The sequence below is a fragment of the Microbispora sp. NPDC088329 genome (assembly GCF_040685655.1).
Classification (GTDB): domain Bacteria; phylum Actinomycetota; class Actinomycetes; order Streptosporangiales; family Streptosporangiaceae; genus Microbispora.
The window spans coordinates 22,809-37,904 of record NZ_JBFBIP010000010.1; the positions used below are offsets into that span (position 1 = coordinate 22,809).

General features: G+C 72.0%; 15 protein-coding genes. 9 read left to right on the plus strand and 6 right to left on the minus strand.

Going from position 1 to position 15,096, the window contains the following annotated elements; genetic code table 11:
- On the plus strand, positions 1–957 hold the full coding sequence (locus tag AB0O28_RS19950) for an endonuclease/exonuclease/phosphatase family protein (protein ID WP_363642153.1): 957 nt from the start codon (positions 1–3) through the stop codon (positions 955–957).
- On the opposite strand, the gene AB0O28_RS19955 is transcribed toward AB0O28_RS19950, so the two are convergent.
- Positions 863–1,393 carry a gamma carbonic anhydrase family protein gene (locus AB0O28_RS19955; RefSeq protein ID WP_363642155.1) on the minus strand — a complete coding sequence of 177 codons (531 nt, stop codon included), beginning with the start codon at positions 1,391–1,393 and terminating at the stop codon, positions 863–865. The genes AB0O28_RS19950 and AB0O28_RS19955 overlap by 95 nt on opposite strands.
- 153 nt (positions 1,394–1,546) lie before the next feature.
- Between AB0O28_RS19955 and AB0O28_RS19960 the strand changes: the two genes are divergently transcribed.
- Complete coding sequence (locus AB0O28_RS19960) at positions 1,547–2,713, plus strand: hypothetical protein (protein ID WP_363642157.1); 1,167 nt, start codon at positions 1,547–1,549, stop codon at positions 2,711–2,713.
- A gap of 191 nt (positions 2,714–2,904) precedes the next feature.
- On the opposite strand, the gene AB0O28_RS19965 is transcribed toward AB0O28_RS19960, so the two are convergent.
- Positions 2,905–3,117, minus strand: a complete 213-nt coding sequence (locus AB0O28_RS19965; protein ID WP_363642159.1) for a hypothetical protein — start codon at positions 3,115–3,117, stop codon at positions 2,905–2,907.
- A gap of 114 nt (positions 3,118–3,231) precedes the next feature.
- On the minus strand, positions 3,232–3,984 hold the full coding sequence (locus AB0O28_RS19970) for a GntR family transcriptional regulator (RefSeq protein WP_363642161.1): 753 nt from the start codon (positions 3,982–3,984) through the stop codon (positions 3,232–3,234).
- Between the two features lie 262 nt (positions 3,985–4,246).
- Here AB0O28_RS19970 and kynU point away from each other — a divergent pair, with 262 nt between their 5' ends.
- On the plus strand, positions 4,247–5,485 hold the full coding sequence (gene kynU, locus AB0O28_RS19975) for a kynureninase (protein ID WP_363642163.1): 1,239 nt from the start codon (positions 4,247–4,249) through the stop codon (positions 5,483–5,485).
- Positions 5,486–5,491: 6 nt separating this feature from the next.
- Here kynU and AB0O28_RS19980 read toward each other — a convergent pair whose 3' ends face one another.
- Positions 5,492–5,902, minus strand: coding sequence for a ClpX C4-type zinc finger protein (locus AB0O28_RS19980; protein ID WP_363642165.1), 411 nt, complete (start codon positions 5,900–5,902; stop codon positions 5,492–5,494).
- A 70-nt stretch (positions 5,903–5,972) separates the two neighbouring features.
- Here AB0O28_RS19980 and AB0O28_RS19985 point away from each other — a divergent pair, with 70 nt between their 5' ends.
- Positions 5,973–6,548 carry a TIGR03668 family PPOX class F420-dependent oxidoreductase gene (locus AB0O28_RS19985; protein WP_363642564.1) on the plus strand — a complete coding sequence of 192 codons (576 nt, stop codon included), beginning with the start codon at positions 5,973–5,975 and terminating at the stop codon, positions 6,546–6,548.
- A gap of 60 nt (positions 6,549–6,608) precedes the next feature.
- Here the strand turns inward: AB0O28_RS19985 and AB0O28_RS19990 are convergent, their stop codons facing one another.
- Entirely contained in the window at positions 6,609–7,403 is a 795-nt protein-coding gene (locus tag AB0O28_RS19990; RefSeq protein WP_363642167.1) for an isocitrate lyase/phosphoenolpyruvate mutase family protein, read from the minus strand.
- Positions 7,404–7,575: 172 nt separating this feature from the next.
- On the opposite strand from AB0O28_RS19990, the gene AB0O28_RS19995 reads away from it, so the two are divergent.
- The 3 genes from AB0O28_RS19995 to AB0O28_RS20005 all read left to right on the plus strand — a co-directional run bounded on the left by AB0O28_RS19995 (position 7,576) and on the right by AB0O28_RS20005 (position 10,885).
- Positions 7,576–8,223, plus strand: coding sequence for a disulfide bond formation protein DsbA (locus tag AB0O28_RS19995; protein WP_363642169.1), 648 nt, complete (start codon positions 7,576–7,578; stop codon positions 8,221–8,223).
- Between the two features lie 113 nt (positions 8,224–8,336).
- Positions 8,337–9,446 carry a nitronate monooxygenase gene (locus AB0O28_RS20000; protein ID WP_363642171.1) on the plus strand — a complete coding sequence of 370 codons (1,110 nt, stop codon included), beginning with the start codon at positions 8,337–8,339 and terminating at the stop codon, positions 9,444–9,446.
- A gap of 254 nt (positions 9,447–9,700) precedes the next feature.
- The gene (locus tag AB0O28_RS20005) at positions 9,701–10,885 is read left to right on the plus strand and encodes an ROK family protein (protein WP_363642173.1); all 1,185 of its coding nucleotides are present in this window, start codon (positions 9,701–9,703) and stop codon (positions 10,883–10,885) included.
- 48 nt (positions 10,886–10,933) lie between these two features.
- Here the strand turns inward: AB0O28_RS20005 and AB0O28_RS20010 are convergent, their stop codons facing one another.
- Positions 10,934–11,575 carry a helix-turn-helix domain-containing protein gene (locus AB0O28_RS20010; RefSeq protein ID WP_363642175.1) on the minus strand — a complete coding sequence of 214 codons (642 nt, stop codon included), beginning with the start codon at positions 11,573–11,575 and terminating at the stop codon, positions 10,934–10,936.
- A 101-nt stretch (positions 11,576–11,676) separates the two neighbouring features.
- On the opposite strand from AB0O28_RS20010, the gene AB0O28_RS20015 reads away from it, so the two are divergent.
- Together AB0O28_RS20015 and AB0O28_RS20020 are read left to right on the plus strand one after the other, a co-directional pair.
- Positions 11,677–12,636 carry an SDR family NAD(P)-dependent oxidoreductase gene (locus AB0O28_RS20015; protein WP_363642177.1) on the plus strand — a complete coding sequence of 320 codons (960 nt, stop codon included), beginning with the start codon at positions 11,677–11,679 and terminating at the stop codon, positions 12,634–12,636.
- A gap of 190 nt (positions 12,637–12,826) precedes the next feature.
- Positions 12,827–15,040: a discoidin domain-containing protein gene (locus AB0O28_RS20020; RefSeq protein WP_363642179.1), complete on the plus strand. Its 2,214-nt coding sequence runs from the start codon at positions 12,827–12,829 to the stop codon at positions 15,038–15,040.
- Positions 15,041–15,096 lie beyond the last annotated feature (56 nt).

The window sequence follows — 15,096 nt, forward strand, 5'->3', positions numbered from 1 at the left end:
GTGGCAATTGTCGCACTTGTGGTGGCCGGTCTTCCGCCGGCCGCCGACACGTACCGGGTGAACGTGCTCACCTACAACGTCTGCGCGGCGGGCAACAGCGCCGGCACCTGCGTACGCGACCTGACGCCGCGGCGCCGCAGGACCTGGGCCGGTCAGGTCTCCGCGCTCATCCGGTCGAAGGACGTGGACGTCGCCTCGTTCACCGAGATGTGCTACGCCCAGGTGGGCCTGCTCCGGCGCGAGCTGCCCGGTTATCGCCTGCTCTGGTACGGCTACGCGAAGGGCGGCGGGCCGGGCCGTGAGGACCGGTGCCGCACGTTGTGGAGCGATCTCACCCCGGACACGGTTCCGCCGGACGGCAAGACCTTCGGCGTGGCGCTGGCGCTGAAGAACGGCGCCGAGGGCTCGCCGCTGCGGCGGCTGCTGCGCGCCGACCACGCCCCGGCCACACCGGGCGAGACGATCCACCCGCGCGGCCTGTTGTGCGCCCCCGGCCGGGTCGGACCCCGCCGATCGGTCTGCTGCGTGACCCACATCTCCGACACCGAGACCCCGCGGCAGGTCACCGGACTGGTGGCGGCGTACGCCCACGGTGCTCCGGTGATCCTCACCGGTGACTTCAACCGGGAACCCGGCCACGACCAGCTCACCGACGTGTACGGCATGGGCCTGGGCGAGGGCGGCTACACCGAGGCCGACGCCGAGTCGTGCGGGACTGCGCGCCGGGGCGGCGAGCCCACCACGCGCGGCGGCCGGAAGATCGACTACGTCTTCGCGACCGAGGCCGACTACCGTCCGGGCGGAGCCGAGGTCATCAGGACCGACCCGGAGCTGTCCGATCACCTGGCGCTGCTCGGCACGCTCATCGGGACCGAACCGAGGCCGCGGCGTGACGGCGGGCCTTGGCGAGGTAGTTGTCCGGGGTGCGCGCGAAGGAGGCGCGGTCGTCGTCGGTGAGCTCCCGCACGACCTTCCCCGGCACGCCCGCGACCAGTACGCCGGCCGGGATGCGGCGGCCGGGCGGCACGACGGCCCCCGCCGCGATCAGAGACCCGGCTCCGACGACCGCCCCGCCGAGCACGACGGCCCCGATGCCCACGAGGGCGCCGGTCTCGATGTGCGCGCCGTGCACCATCGCCCGGTGGCCGAGACTCACCCGGTCTTCCAGGATCGCGGGCTCTCCTGGGTCGGCGTGCAGGCAGCACAGGTCCTGGATGTTGACCTCGTCGCCGACCTCGATGCGCTCGTCGTCGCCGCGCAGCACGGAGCCGTACCAGACGTTCGCACCGCGTCCGAGCCGCACCCTCCCGACGACCACCGCGCCCGGGGCCACCCACGCGTCGGGGTGGATGATCGGCGTGGCGTCGTCGTCCAGGTCCGCTACGTACGGCATGCCGCCATGATCCCATGCGGCCGTGCCGCGTCCGACTCGACGCCCCGTGTTCCGCCCGGCGCCTGCGGCGTTCAGGTTGCGATGTGCGACGGATAGCAGGAAAGTCGTGTCCTGGCTGCGTTACCGTCGTTATCTCCAACCCCAGGGTTTCTCATGACGAATCAGACCGACAATTTCCCCGACCTGATGAGTGACGACTCCTTCGAAGTCGTGATGCGTGGGTACAGCCGCAGGCAGGTCCACGACTACATGGTCAGGACCCGCAACCAGATCCGGGACCTGGAGGAACGGCTCGCGCGCACGATCGACCAGGCGGAGCAGAGCCGGCTGGAGCTGGCCGAGGCGCGGCGGAGGATGACGGAGTCGCCGCAGAACCCCGACGAGCTGGGCGAGCGGCTCAGCCAGATACTCAAGCTGGCACAGGAGGAGGCGACCGCCAACAAGGAGGCGTCCGAGGCGGAGGCCAGGAGACTGCGCGAGACCTCGGCGGCCGAGGCCGAGCGGCTGGTGACGTCGGCGCGTGAGCAGGCCGACGCGATCAGGGCCGCCGCCCAGGACGAGGCCGAGCGCCGCGTCGCCGACGCCACGTCCACGGCCGATCGGCTGCTGGCGCAGGCGGGCGCGAACGCGGAGGAGACGCTGGGCACGGCACGCGCGGAGGCGGAGGAGACCCTGCGCGCGGCCCGCGCCGAGGGGGAGCGGCAGCTCACCGCCGCCCGGATGGAGGCGGAGCGGCTGCTCGCCGAGGCACGCGGGCAGGCCGAGGCCATGCTGGCGGCGGCGCAGCAGCGCGTCAACGCGCTGGACGAGCACACCGGCCGCCGGGTGGCCTATCTCACCGACACCCACGCGGAGGTCGTGCGGCGGCTCAACGAGATCGGCTCGGTGCTCGGCGACCTGATGCAGCGGGAGACCGCGGCGGGTCCGGTGATCGACGAGGACGCCGTGCTGCCGCCCGCGCCGCAGATGCACGCCATCCCCGCGGGCGCGCCTGACCAGCCGCAGAGCCAGATTCCCGAGCCGGTCGAGGAGCCGCGGCAGGCACTGGAGGCCGCGCCGTCCGGGCACGAGGCGCACGCCGACGCCTCCGGCGAGTACGGCGCCGATCACGGCGCCGGTCAGGGGGCCGGTCAGGGGGCCGGTCAGGGGGCCGGTCAGGGGCAGCGGACGGGCGGCGACGAGGACGACGCGGTCCTGATCGTGGACGACGGACGCCACGAGAACGGTCACGCCGTGACGCCGTCGCCGGAGGACACCGACGTCAATCTCGGCCGCGTACGGCGTGCCCTGCCGGACGGGGAGCCGGTCCGCGGTCAGTGAGCCCGGCCGTGCGAACAGTGGCATGACCGGCCCGGTGGCCGGCGGGCAGGCCGCGCCGGCGGCGGATGCCCCGGCCGGGGCGTGATGCCGATGAGGGCGGGTTTCGCCCGGCCGGGAGAACACGCGGCAGTGCGGAAGACCGGAGTGGTAGCGGAAGCCCCCGCCCCCGATCGGGTCGGGGGCTTCCGCGCTCATGGATCGGCGGCGAGGGTCTCCTGCTCACGCAGCAGCCGACGCAGCCCCTCGGCCTCGTCCGCGTCGACGGTCATCGCGCATCCCGCCGCCCGCTGCGCGGAGGTGAGCGGGTGGTGCCGGGTCGCCCACCACCGGCCCGCGTCGCTCCGCCAGATCGTCCACTCCGGAAACTCCCGGGCGATCTCGGCGAGGCGTCGGTCAAAGGACATCCGTACACCTTCCCTCGCCGTGTGCCCGGTGTTCTTGACGTCTCCTCCTCAAGGTGCGGGACATCTCTAGAGAAATCAATGATCGGGACAGTCAGGTCAACGTTCCCTCTTGACCTAGGCGTCGAAGTCGTACTGGAGTACATACGACGCCGCGTCCAGGATCATCTCGTTGACCTCGACGGGCACCCCTCCTTCCGCGAAGGCCACCCGGATGACGGAGATCACCGGCGTGCCGGCCGGGAGGCCCAGCGACTCGACCTCCCCGGGCAGCGGCATCCGCGCCCGCACCTCCTCGCTGAAACGGACGGGAGCCCGGCCGAGCTCGCCCAGCCGGGCGTACACCCCGCCGGGGCCGGTGTCGGACCGGACGATCGCCGTGCCGTCCACGAGCTCGGCGGGAAAGTGGGAGGCCGCGAGCTGCACCGGGCGGCCGTCCACCGAGTAACGGCGCCGCCGCACCCACACCTCGCCGGTGCCGAGCACGCGGGCGACCTGCTCGCTCGCCGGCTCGCGCAGGATGCGCACCTCGTCGACGACGTACGACCGGCCCCTGGTGTCGGAGTCCCAGATGGCCAGGCCCTGGGCCCACTGCTCCCTGGAGAGCCGGCGGGACCCGTGGCGGCGGATGGGGCGGAACAGGCGCACGTAGACGCCCGAGCCCCGCTTCGGCACGGCGAGCCCTTCGTTGATCAGCACGGCCAGCGCCTGCCGTGCCGTCGCGCGTGCCACGCCGTACTCCTTCATGAGCGCGTTTTCGCCCGGTAGCCGGTCTCCATCACCGAGTTCGCCGGACAGGATCTGATCGCGCAGCCTGTCGGCCATGCGGCGATAGATCGGAGACTCGTGATGCACCGGGGATTCCGTCACGTTTGATCACCCTCTGTCACCAACGGGGGGATGGCGTCTCCAGAGAACTTGCCCCGTCTTGTCCACGATCGCACAGAGTCTTGGGTGCGTCTTGTGCTTACTTTGCGCTGATCGTGCCGGTGTGGCGATCTCTGGGGGTTATAGCCGTCCGCTACGGTGGAACGGTCCCTTCCGGTATTACCGGCACCGTGAACGCTCCGTCATCACGACCACTACAAGATCGGATATTTCGGTACATAATGCGGTGACGAAGGAGTTGCCGATGGTTCTCAGCCGTGCCGAATGCCAGGACCTCGACGCCAAGGACCCGCTCGCGGGGTTCCGGGACGAGTTCTCGCTGCCTCCCGGGGTCGTCTACCTGCTGGGCAACTCGCTCGGCGCGCTGCCCCGGCACACGCCGCAGAAGGTGGCCCACACGGTCGAGACCGAGTGGGGTGTGCATCTGGGGGCGAGCTGGAACACGGCCGGCTGGTGGGACATGCCGCAGACGACCGGCGACCGTATCGCGCCCCTGATCGGCGCGCGCCCGGGAGACGTGCTGGCCGGCGACTCCACCTCGGTGAACATCTTCAAGCTGGTCACCGCCGCCCTTCCGCTGCGGCCCGGCCGCCGGGTGATCGTCTCGGATCTGGACAACTTCCCCACGGACCGGTACGTCGTGGAGGGCGCCGCCCGGGCGCTCGGCGCGTACGAGATCCGGGACATCGGCGAGGGCGGCCGTTCGCTGGAGGACGCCCTCGGCGAGGACGTGGCGCTCGTGCTGCTGTCGCATGTGGACTACCGGACCGGCGCGGCCAGGGACATGGCGGCGGTGACGGAGCGGGTCCGGGCGGCCGGTGCGCTCATGATGTGGGACCTGTGCCACAGCGCCGGGGCGCTGTCCGTGCGGGTGGGCGAGGCCGACTTCGCCGTCGGTTGCACGTACAAGTACCTGAACGCCGGGCCCGGCGCTCCCGCGTACCTGTACGTGGCGCCGCGCCATCAGGACGCCGTCCACAACGTGTTGTCGGGCTGGCACGGTCATGCCGCGCCCTTCGACTTCGAACCGCACTACCGCCCCGCCGCCGGTGTGCGGCGCTTCGCCACGGGCAGCCCGCCGATCCTGTCGTACGCCGCGCTGAACGCGTCCCTCGACATCTGGGAGCGGGTGGACCTGGGCGAGGTCAGAGCCAAGAGCGTGGCCCTGACCTCGCTGTTCATCGACCTGCTCGACGAGATCGTCGACCCGGGGCTCGGGCTCGCCCTGGCCACCCCGCGCGACCCGGAGCGGCGGGGCAGCCAGGTCAGCTACCGTCACCCGCAGGGCTACCCCGTGGTCCGCGCGCTCGCGGACCGGGGCGTGATGGGCGACTACCGCGAGCCGGACTTCGTCCGTTTCGGCTTCGCCCCGCTGTACCTGCGCCATGTCGACGTGTACGACGCGGCGACGGCGCTGGCCGAGGTGCTCGGCGAGGAGCTGTGGCGGGACGAGCGCTACGCGCGGCGGCTCACCGTCACCTGACGTGCGTCAGCGGCCGCGGCGGGCCAGCCCGGCGACGATGTCGCCGGCCAGCGCCACACAGCGGTCGCAGATGCGCCCGCCCTCGCCGTGCACCATGTGGACGCGCGGGCCGGGCGGCCTGCGGCAGAAGGAGCAGGCGGCGTCGCGCTTCATGCGGCGGTTCACCAGGTGGCGGTGGGCGAAGGCGGGAGTGAAGCGCCGCCTGCGCGCGCTCCGCCTGATGTAGCCGAACCGCTCACCGATGGCGGTCCAGGACGCGCCGGCCTCACGGGCACGGCGCACCGCGAGGTCGAGCAGGGCGTCCGCCTCGCCGCCCAGGTCGGGAACCAGGGTGATCGCGGCGGACAGGATTTCCAGGGGATCTTCGGGGTCGCGTGCGCTCGAGCGGGCCCGCTCGAGTAACTCAGATGCCTCCATGGCGGACACCATAGGCCGCCGTACAAAGACGATCAAGCGCGACCACGGTGGGTAGGCTGGCCTGGTGAGGATGCCCGAGGAGCGGGCCCGCGCCCTGTTCTCGGCGGCCCGCGTGGCCCGCCTCGCGACCGCCGGGGCCGAGGGCGCCCCGCGGCTCGTCCCCGTCACCTTCGCTCTGGTGTACGGCCCCGATGCCTCGGCGTACGGCCCCGGGCCCGATGACGGGGGAGTGCCCGCGACCGGCGTGGGAGCAGGGCCCGGCGCGGAGCTGTGCGGTGGGCTGAGCCGTGGGCTCGATACTGGGCTGGGCGGTGGGCTCGGCACTGTCGTGACGGCCGTGGACCACAAGCCGAAGAGCGCCACCGACCTGCGGCGGCTGCGCGACATCCGCGACAATCCCCGCGTCTGCCTCCTGGCGGACCACTACGAGGACGACTGGGAACGGCTGTGGTGGGTGCGCGCCGACGGGCACGCCCGCGTCGTGGAGGGCGGCCCCGAGCGCGAGCGGGCCGTGGCGTGGCTGGTGCGCAAGTACGCCCAGTATCGCGAGCGTCCCCCCGCCGGGCCCGCGATCCTCGTCCGGGTCGAGCGCTGGTCGGGCTGGTCGTACGCGGCGGAGCCGGAGCGGCCGCCCGGAGCAAGGTAGGCGAACCAGGTCAGGGCGGCCCCCGGTGGTGGGCGTGGTGCGGATCGGGACGCGGGCGGGTCAGGCGGGTGGGAAGGGGTCGTCGCCTCGGGCGATCGTGTCGAGCATGCCGGCCGTGAACGCCTGGGTCGCACGGTGGATGCCGGAGCCGAGGCTGACCCTGGCCACGCCGAGGGCCGCGAGGTCGCGGATGGAAGGCACGCCGGGCCACATCAGCACGTTGATCGGGCCGCCGATCTCCCGCGCGAGCGTGCCGATGACCTCGGGATCGCTCGCGAGGATCGGGTAGACGCAGTCGGCGCCGGCGTCGAGGTAGCGGCCGGCCCGGTCGAGCGCCTCCGCGAGCCTCTCTCCAGGAGTCCCCGCGCCGTGGATGAAGGTGTCCACGCGGGCGTTGATCACGAGGTCGGTTCCGGCCTTGGCCGCCGCCGCCCGTACGGCGGCCAGGAAGTCCGCCTGCTCGGCTGCGTCGATCATCGTGCCGGTCGCCGGGTCGGAGTCCTCCAGGTTGCAGCCCACGGCGCCGGCGGCGGCCAGCCGTTCGACGAGCTCGGCGGGCTCCAGACCGTAGCCGCGCTCCACGTCGGCGGTGACGGGGACGGCCACGACGCGGGTGATGCGGGCCACGGCCGCGAACATCTCGTCCACGGGCGTGTCCTGCCCGTCCTCGTAGCCCAGCACGGCGGCGACGGCCGCGCTGCTGGTCGCGACGGCGGGGAAGCCCGCCGCCTCGACGGCACGCGCCGACGCGGCGTCCCAGGCGTTGGGTAGTACGACGGGGTCACCGGGCACATGGAGCGCCCGGAGGGTCATGGCCCTGTCGCGGATCGCTGTTTTCTCGTGGATCTCAGCCATGAGGTCAGCCTAGAGAGCCCGGCCGGTCCAAAATTACGATCATCCCTGCGGGAATTATGGGAAAGCGCCGACGGTTCATGGGATCGGGCCCGGTGACGCGTCACGCTGCCCTTGGATACGCTCGCCGGACCGGCCCCCCGATTCATCCGCCTCATCCCGTCAGGAACGTTTTATGAGCAACATCGACAGGACTGTCGACCAGGCCGGGGCGGACAGCCGTCCCACGGTGGACTTCTACTTCGACCCCGTCTGCCCCTACGCGTGGATCACATCGCGGTGGATCCTCGAGGTCGAGAAGCAGCGCGACCTCGACCTCCGGTTCCGGGTGATGAGTCTCTCCGTGCTGAACGAGGGCAAGCAGGACGTGTCCGATTTCTATCGCGAAGCCGTGCCCAGGTGGTGGGGCCCGGTCCGGGTGTGCGTCGCCGCCGCACAGCAGCACGGCGAGGGCGTGTTGCGCGACCTGTACACGGCGATGGGCACCCGCATCCACAACCAGAACAACAAGGACTACGGGCTCGTGGCCAAGGAGGCGCTCGCCGAGGTCGGGCTGCCGGTGGAGCTGGCCGACGCCGCCGGCACCGACGAGTACGACGAGATCGTGCGCCGGTTGCACCACGAGGGCATGGACCCGGTCGGCGACGAGGTCGGCACGCCGACCATCCACATCGACGGCGTGGCGTTCTTCGGGCCGGTGATGACCCGCATCCCGCGGGGCGAGGAGGCCCTCCGCATCTACGACGGCGCCCTCGCCATGGCGAAGTTCCCGTACTTCTACGAGCTGAAGCGCAGCCGCACCACCGACCCCGAATTCGACTGAACCGCGACTTCGACTGGGCCCGCGACTTGGGCTCGGCCCGCGGCTCCTGCGGGGGCCGCAGGGGCGCTCGCCGACCGCGTTCTACGCTGCTGTAAGACGAGTGAGGAGGTCTCGTGACCGGTCGCGTCCTGCCCTTCGGGCCGTCGAATCCGATCATCCAGGCGCCCATGGCGGGCGGCGCGTCCACCCCTGCCCTGGCGGCGGCGGTGTCCGTGGCGGGCGGCCTCGGGTTCCTCGCGGCGGGCTACCGTACGGCGGAGGACGTGCGCCGGGAGATCGCGGCGGTGCGCGAGCGGACGGACCGGCCGTTCGGCGTGAACGTCTTCGTCCCCGGCCCCCAAGTCGTCCGGTCCGAGTCCTCCCGGCCGGAGTTCGCCGGGCCCGAGTCGGCCGACGCGGCCGCGGTGGCGCGTTACCGCGACGAACTCCTCCCCGAGGCCGAGCGGTACGGCGTGACGCTGCCCGAGGCGCCGGGCCCGGACGACGACGAGTGGGACGCCAAGATCGACCTGCTGGTGGACGAACAGGTGCCGGTGGCCGGTTTCACCTTCGGCTGCCCGCCGCCCGAGGTGACGGCCCGCCTGCACGACGCCGGAGCCGTCGTCATGGTGATGGTGAACACCCCGTGGGAGGCGGTCGCGGCGGCCGATGCCGGAGCCGACGCCGTGGTCGTCCAGGGGCCCGGCGCAGGTGGGCACCAGGCGGCCTTCCTGCCCGCGGCTCCCTCCTGGCCGTCCTCCTGGGAGGCGCCCGACGATCTGGCGGAACTCGTGTCCCTCGTGCGGGAGCACACCGGCGTCCCGCTCGTGGCCGCCGGGGGGATCATGGACGGTGCGGACGTCGCCGCCGTCCTGTCCGCGGGCGCGGTCGCCGCGCAACTCGGCACCGCGTTCCTGCGTACGCCGGAGAGCGGGGCGCACCCCGTGCACAAGGCCGCTCTCGCCGATCCCCGGTTCACCCGCACCGCCTTCACCCGGGCCTTCTCGGGACGTACGGCACGCGGCCTGGCCAACCGGTTCATGGCCGAACACGAGGCGTCGGCACCCGCGTGCTACCCGCAGGTGCACCACCTGACGAAGGGGTTGCGGCGGGCCGCGGCGGAGCACGGCGACCCCGAGGCGATGGCCCTGTGGTGCGGCCGGGGATACCGTCGCTGCCGCGACCTTCCCGCCGCCGCCCTCGTCGAGGTCCTCATGAAGGAGCTCGCGACCGCCCGCGCATGACCGCGTAGGCGCCGCGCGTCTTGCCGCCGCGCCGGACGGCGAGCCGCGTGCGCGAGGCCTCGGTGGCAGTCATCACGATTGTCTGAGATCAAGGTGCCGTGGTGTTGGTTCAGGGTTCGGAAGAAGGGCGAGGGCGACACGCGGGCTTAACGGACGGGTAACCGGGAGATGCGACCGTGCAGAGGTCTGAGGAGGGCGGAGGTGCTTGTTTTCACCTCTGAACTAAGATGACCGTGTCGACGGGGAGGGTGGTCATGGCGAGGCCTCAGCGCAGGACGGTACGGGACATCCGCAGAGGCAACCGGGCCGTGTTGCTGCGCGCGCTCTACTTCTCCGGCCCGACCAGCCGCAACGACCTCACCGCCCGCACCGGCCTGAGCGCCGCCACGGTCAGCACGATGACCGCCGGCCTGCTGAGCGAGAACATCGTCGTCGAAGCGGGCCAGGTGGAGTCCGACGGCGGCCGGCCCCGTGTGCTGCTGCGGGTCAACCCCGAGTACGGCTTCGCCGTGGGCGTCGACGTGGCCGAGACCCACGTGCGGGTGGGGTTGTTCGACCTGGAGATGACCGAGCGGGCCAAGGTGGACTACATGCTGCGGCCGGCCCGTCACGACCCCGAACTGATCGCCCGGCACATCCTCGCGGGCGTCGAGGTCGTGCTGTCCGACGCGGGCGTGTCGCCCGAGCAGGTGCTCGGCATCGGTGTGGGGGTCCCCGGCATCGTCGAGCCGGGCGCCGACGGCGTCATCCACGCCAAGACCTTCGGCTGGGACGGCGTTCCGCTTGGAGCGCTCCTGCGCCGGGGCACCTCGCTCCCGCTGTACGTGGACAACGGCGCCAAGACGATGGGCCAGGCCGAGTTGTGGTTCGGCTCGGGCCGGGGCGCCTCCGACGCGGTCATCGTGCTGCTCGGCGTGGGAGTGGGCGCGACCATCGTGGCCGACGGCACCACGTTCCGCGGGGTCAGCAGCAGCGCCGGGGAGTGGGGCCACACGAAGATCGTCGCGAACGGGCGGCCCTGCCGCTGCGGCGGACGCGGCTGCCTGGAGGCGTACGTCGGCATCGAGGCCATCCTCGACCGGGCGGGTGTCACCTCGCGCGGCGACTGGGAGGACGACCTCGCCCAGGTGCTCGCGTCGAAGTCTCCGGTGGTCGAGGAGACCGTCACCTACCTGGGCGTCGGCCTGGCCAACCTGGTCAACCTCGTCAACCCCGAGAAGATCGTGATCGGCGGCTGGGTGGGGATCCAGCTCGGCGAGAGCCTGCTGCCCGGCATCCGCCGCGCCACCGCGGACAACTCGCTGGCCGAGCCGTACGCCGCGACGTCGATCGTCCTGGGCCGTCTCGGCCCCGACGCGGTCGCGCTGGGGGCCGCCACGCTCGTGCTCGAGGAGTTCCTGAACGCTCCCCAGGTCGCCCGGATCACCGCCGCGGGCTGACTCGCGGGCCTGCGGGAAGGCGGGGGTCCGCCGGCAGGGCGAGCACGGTCATCGGGGGGAACTCGCGGCGTCGGCACCGAGCGTGAGCAGGTGGAGCCGGTCCTGACAGCCCGGTTCCGGCTGGTAGAGGCTCAGCCGTACGGAGGAGTCGTCGAGGTGCCGGCTCTGGTGCGACAGCACGAGGTCGCCGGCGGCGGGATGACGGAAGGTCTTGGCGCCGCCGCGCCGGGGGCGCACGTCGTGCCGCGAATCGAGACCGGCGTAGAGGGCCAGGCCCTCGGGGTTGGCGGCCAGCACGTCCCCGTTCCGGGCGAGCACCAGAGCGGGCCAGGGGCGCAGCCGGTCGAGGAGGGCGGCGACAGCGGGCGGCGCGGCCGGAGACGTGGCTGAGGGGCGGGGACGGCGGCCTGCCGCGTGATGCGTGAGCGCGTGCAGATGGGCGGTCTCGTCGGCGTCGAGGTGCAGGGCGGAAGCGAGCGCGTGGACGACCGCGGGGCTCGGGTTGCGCTCGCGGCCCTGTTCCAGGCGGATGTAGTAGTCCACGCTGAGCCCGGCCAACGCGGCGAGTTCCTCGCGCCGCAGGCCGGGAGTCCGGCGGCGGCCGACGGTGCCGGGCAGGCCGACCTGGTCCGGCCGGAGCCGCGCCCGGCGAGCGCGCAGGAAGTCGCCCAGCTCGTTCGACTGCGCCATGTTCCCACTATGGCAGCGGGTGAGCGGGCGAGCCTGGCCGTCGTATTGCCAGGTGTCGCAGGACCTGGCCGGGATCGGCCGCCGGGAAGAGGCTGGGCCGCATGACGGAGATTTCGAGGACGGCGCTGGAGGTCGTCGCCGGCGCCGACCTGTCGGGGCGGGAGGCCGTCGTCACCGGCGGCAGCGGCGGGATCGGGTTCGAGACGGCGCGGGCGCTGGCCGCCGCCGGGGCGCGGGTGGTCATCGCGGGCCGCGATCGCGTGCGCGGCGAGGCCGCGGCCGCGAAGCTGACGGCTCTCGCGGGCGGCGGTCCGGTGGTCTTCCGCCACCTCGACCTGGCGTCCCTGACCTCGGTCAGGGGCTGGGCCGACCGGCACAACGCGACCGGCAGGGCATGCCACATCCTCGTGGCCAACGCGGCGGTCATGGCACCGCCGCTGACCCGCACCGAGGACGGCTTCGAGTCGCAGTTCGGCACGAACCACATGGGCCACTTCGCGTTCGTGACCGGGCTCGTGCCGAGCCTGCTGAGAGCGGACGGCGCCCGGGTGGTCGTGCTGACGTCGAGCGCGCACCGCCGTTCCGACGTGGACTTCGACGACCCGAACTACCTCGCCCGTCCGTACGACCGCTGGCAGGCGTACGGACAGTCCAAGACGGCCAACGCGTTGTTCGCGGTGGCCTTCGACCGCCGTTACGCGAGTTCGGGGATCACCGCGAACGCGGTGATGCCGGGCGCGATCGTCACGGACCTGCAGCGGCACATGTCCGACACCGAGCGTGCCGGCCGCGGCTGGCCGAACTCCGGGTGGAAGACACCCGAGCAGGGGGCGGCGACCACCGTGTGGGCGGCGACGGCGCCCGAGCTGTCGGGTGCCGGCGGGGGATACCTGGAAGGCTGCTCCTTCGCCCGGCCGTGGCACGGTGACGGCCCACCGCCGCGCGGCCACTACCTGCCGTACGCGATGGACGCCGGGCGTGCCGACCGTCTGTGGGCGCTGTCCGAACGGCTGCTCGCCAGGCCGACGACGGAAGGGCAGGGCGCGACCGGTGGGATGTGACGCCCCGGAGGGGCGCGGGGGTCGGCGCCCTGCCGGAGACCGGCTTCCGAGCGGCCCTGGAAGCCGGAGATATTTTTAGCTGTGAAATAAGCCTTGACATAAGCGGAGTAGCGGGCGCACTCTCAGTCCGCTGGACCTCTCTCATCCCCCGAACCCTCGTCCAAGGGGCTCCGCAGCCAAGGAGACGTGCATGCCTCCATCCTTACGGCTTCACTCCACGCACCGGCGGCGCGGACGTTCCGGCCGGGTCGCCGCCGGGCTGGTCGCGCTGGCGACCTTCGCGGCCGTGACCGGCGTCGTCCCCACCACCTACAGCGCCACGGCGTCGGCCTGCGGCACGGCCAACGTCGCGCAGGGGAGGCCGTCGTCGGCCTCCTCGACGGAGAACGCCGGGTCACCGGCGTCGGCCGCGTTCGACGGTGACACCGGCACGCGGTGGTCGAGCGCGTTCAGCGATCCGCAGTGGATCCAGGTGGATCTCGGCAGCTCGCAGCAGATCTGCAAGGTGATCCTGAACTGGGAGGCCGCCTACGCCAGGACGTTCAAGATCCAGGTGTCGGCCGACGGTTCGGCCTGGTCGGACGCGACCGCCACGGTGAACGGCGTGAGCGGGACGCAGTCGCTCGACCTGTCGGCGACCGGCCGCTACGTCCGGATGACCGGCCTCACCCGGGCCACGGCGTACGGCTACTCGCTCTGGGAGTTCGCCGTCAACACCACCGGCGGCGGTGACGACGGCGGCCCCACCCTTCCGGGCGGCGGCGACCTCGGGCCGAACGTGAGAATCTTCGACCCGTCGATGTCGAGCGCGAGCATCCAGAGCACGCTCGACACCATCTTCAGGCAGCAGGAGTCGAACCAGTTCGGCAGCCAGCGCTACGCGCTGCTGTTCAAGCCGGGCACCTACAGCGGCCTGAACGCCCAGATCGGCTTCTACACCTCGATCGCCGGTCTCGGCCAGTCGCCCGACAACGTCACGATCAACGGGGACATCACCGTCGACGCCGGGTGGTTCAAGGGCAACGCCACCCAGAACTTCTGGCGGTCGGCGGAGAACCTGGCCGTCGTCCCGGTCAACGGCACCGACCGGTGGGCCGTGGCCCAGGCCGCGCCGTTCCGGCGGATCCACGTGCGCGGCGGGCTGAACCTCGCCCCCAACGGGTACGGCTGGGCGAGCGGCGGCTACATCGCTGACAGCAAGGTCGACGGCACGGTCGGCCCCTACTCCCAGCAGCAGTGGTTCACCCGCGACAGCACCATCGGCGGCTGGACCAACGGCGTCTGGAACATGGTGTTCTCCGGCGTCGTCGGCGCTCCGGCGCAGAGCTTCCCGAATCCGCCGTACACGACGCTCGCGACCAGCCCGGTCACCCGGGAGAAGCCGTACCTGTACGTGGACTCGGGCGGCGCCTACCGCGTCTTCGTCCCGTCGCTGCGGACGAACTCCAGCGGCGTGAGCTGGGCGAACGGCGCGACCCCCGGCACGTTGATCCCGCTGACGCAGTTCTACGTCGCCAAGCCGTCCGACAGCGCCGCCACGCTCAACCAGGCGCTGAGCCAGGGGCTCAACCTGCTGTTCACGCCGGGCGTCTATCACCTCAGCCAGACGCTGAACGTGACCAGGCCGGACACCGTGGTCCTCGGGCTCGGCTACGCCACGCTGATCCCGGACAACGGGGTCGTCGCGATGAACGTCGCGGACGTCGACGGCGTGAAGATCGCCGGTCTGCTGCTCGACGCCGGCACGGTCAACTCGCCGGTGCTGCTGCGGGTGGGCCCCGACGGCGCCTCGGCGAGCCACGCCGGCAACCCCACCTCGATCCAGGACGTGTTCTTCCGGATCGGCGGCGCGGGCCCCGGCTCGGCCACGACCAGCCTGGTCGTGAACAGCAACAACACGATCATCGACCACATCTGGGCGTGGCGGGCCGACCACGGCGCGGGCGTGGGCTGGAACACCAACCCCGCCGACACCGGCCTGATCGTCAACGGCGACAACGTGACGGCGTACGGCCTGTTCGTCGAGCACTACAAGAAGTACGAGGTGATCTGGAACGGCCAGGGCGGCAAGACGATCTTCTTCCAGAACGAGCTGCCCTACGACCCGCCCAACCAGGCGTCCTGGATGAACGGCTCGACCCGCGGCTACGCCGCCTACAAAGTGGCCGACTCCGTGACCAGCCACGAGGCCTGGGGCATGGGCAGCTACTGCAACTTCAGCACCGATCCCTCGATCGTGGCCGAGCGTGGTTTCGAGGCCCCGAACAGGTCGGGGGTGAAGTTCCACGACCTGCTCACGGTGTCGCTGGGCGGGGTGGGAACGATCGCCCATGTGATCAACACCACGGGCGGCGCGGCCCAGGGCACGGCCACCGTCCCGGTGAACGTCGTCAGCTACCCCTGATGAAGGGCCACCGATGAGCGGCCACTGATCCGGCCACCGATGAACGGCGGCCCCTG

Coding starts and splice junctions, on each gene's coding strand:
- kynU (WP_363642163.1), top strand. CDS start 4,247: ATGGTTCTCAGCCGTGCCGAATGCCAGGACCTCGACGCCAAGGACCCG.
- AB0O28_RS20010 (WP_363642175.1), bottom strand. CDS start 11,575: ATGGCGCAGTCGAACGAGCTGGGCGACTTCCTGCGCGCTCGCCGGGCG.
- AB0O28_RS19960 (WP_363642157.1), top strand. CDS start 1,547: ATGACGAATCAGACCGACAATTTCCCCGACCTGATGAGTGACGACTCC.
- AB0O28_RS20020 (WP_363642179.1), top strand. CDS start 12,827: ATGCCTCCATCCTTACGGCTTCACTCCACGCACCGGCGGCGCGGACGT.
- AB0O28_RS20005 (WP_363642173.1), top strand. CDS start 9,701: ATGGCGAGGCCTCAGCGCAGGACGGTACGGGACATCCGCAGAGGCAAC.
- AB0O28_RS19990 (WP_363642167.1), bottom strand. CDS start 7,403: ATGGCTGAGATCCACGAGAAAACAGCGATCCGCGACAGGGCCATGACC.
- AB0O28_RS19965 (WP_363642159.1), bottom strand. CDS start 3,117: ATGTCCTTTGACCGACGCCTCGCCGAGATCGCCCGGGAGTTTCCGGAG.
- AB0O28_RS19955 (WP_363642155.1), bottom strand. CDS start 1,393: ATGCCGTACGTAGCGGACCTGGACGACGACGCCACGCCGATCATCCAC.
- AB0O28_RS19980 (WP_363642165.1), bottom strand. CDS start 5,902: ATGGAGGCATCTGAGTTACTCGAGCGGGCCCGCTCGAGCGCACGCGAC.
- AB0O28_RS19985 (WP_363642564.1), top strand. CDS start 5,973: ATGCCCGAGGAGCGGGCCCGCGCCCTGTTCTCGGCGGCCCGCGTGGCC.
- AB0O28_RS20015 (WP_363642177.1), top strand. CDS start 11,677: ATGACGGAGATTTCGAGGACGGCGCTGGAGGTCGTCGCCGGCGCCGAC.
- AB0O28_RS19995 (WP_363642169.1), top strand. CDS start 7,576: ATGAGCAACATCGACAGGACTGTCGACCAGGCCGGGGCGGACAGCCGT.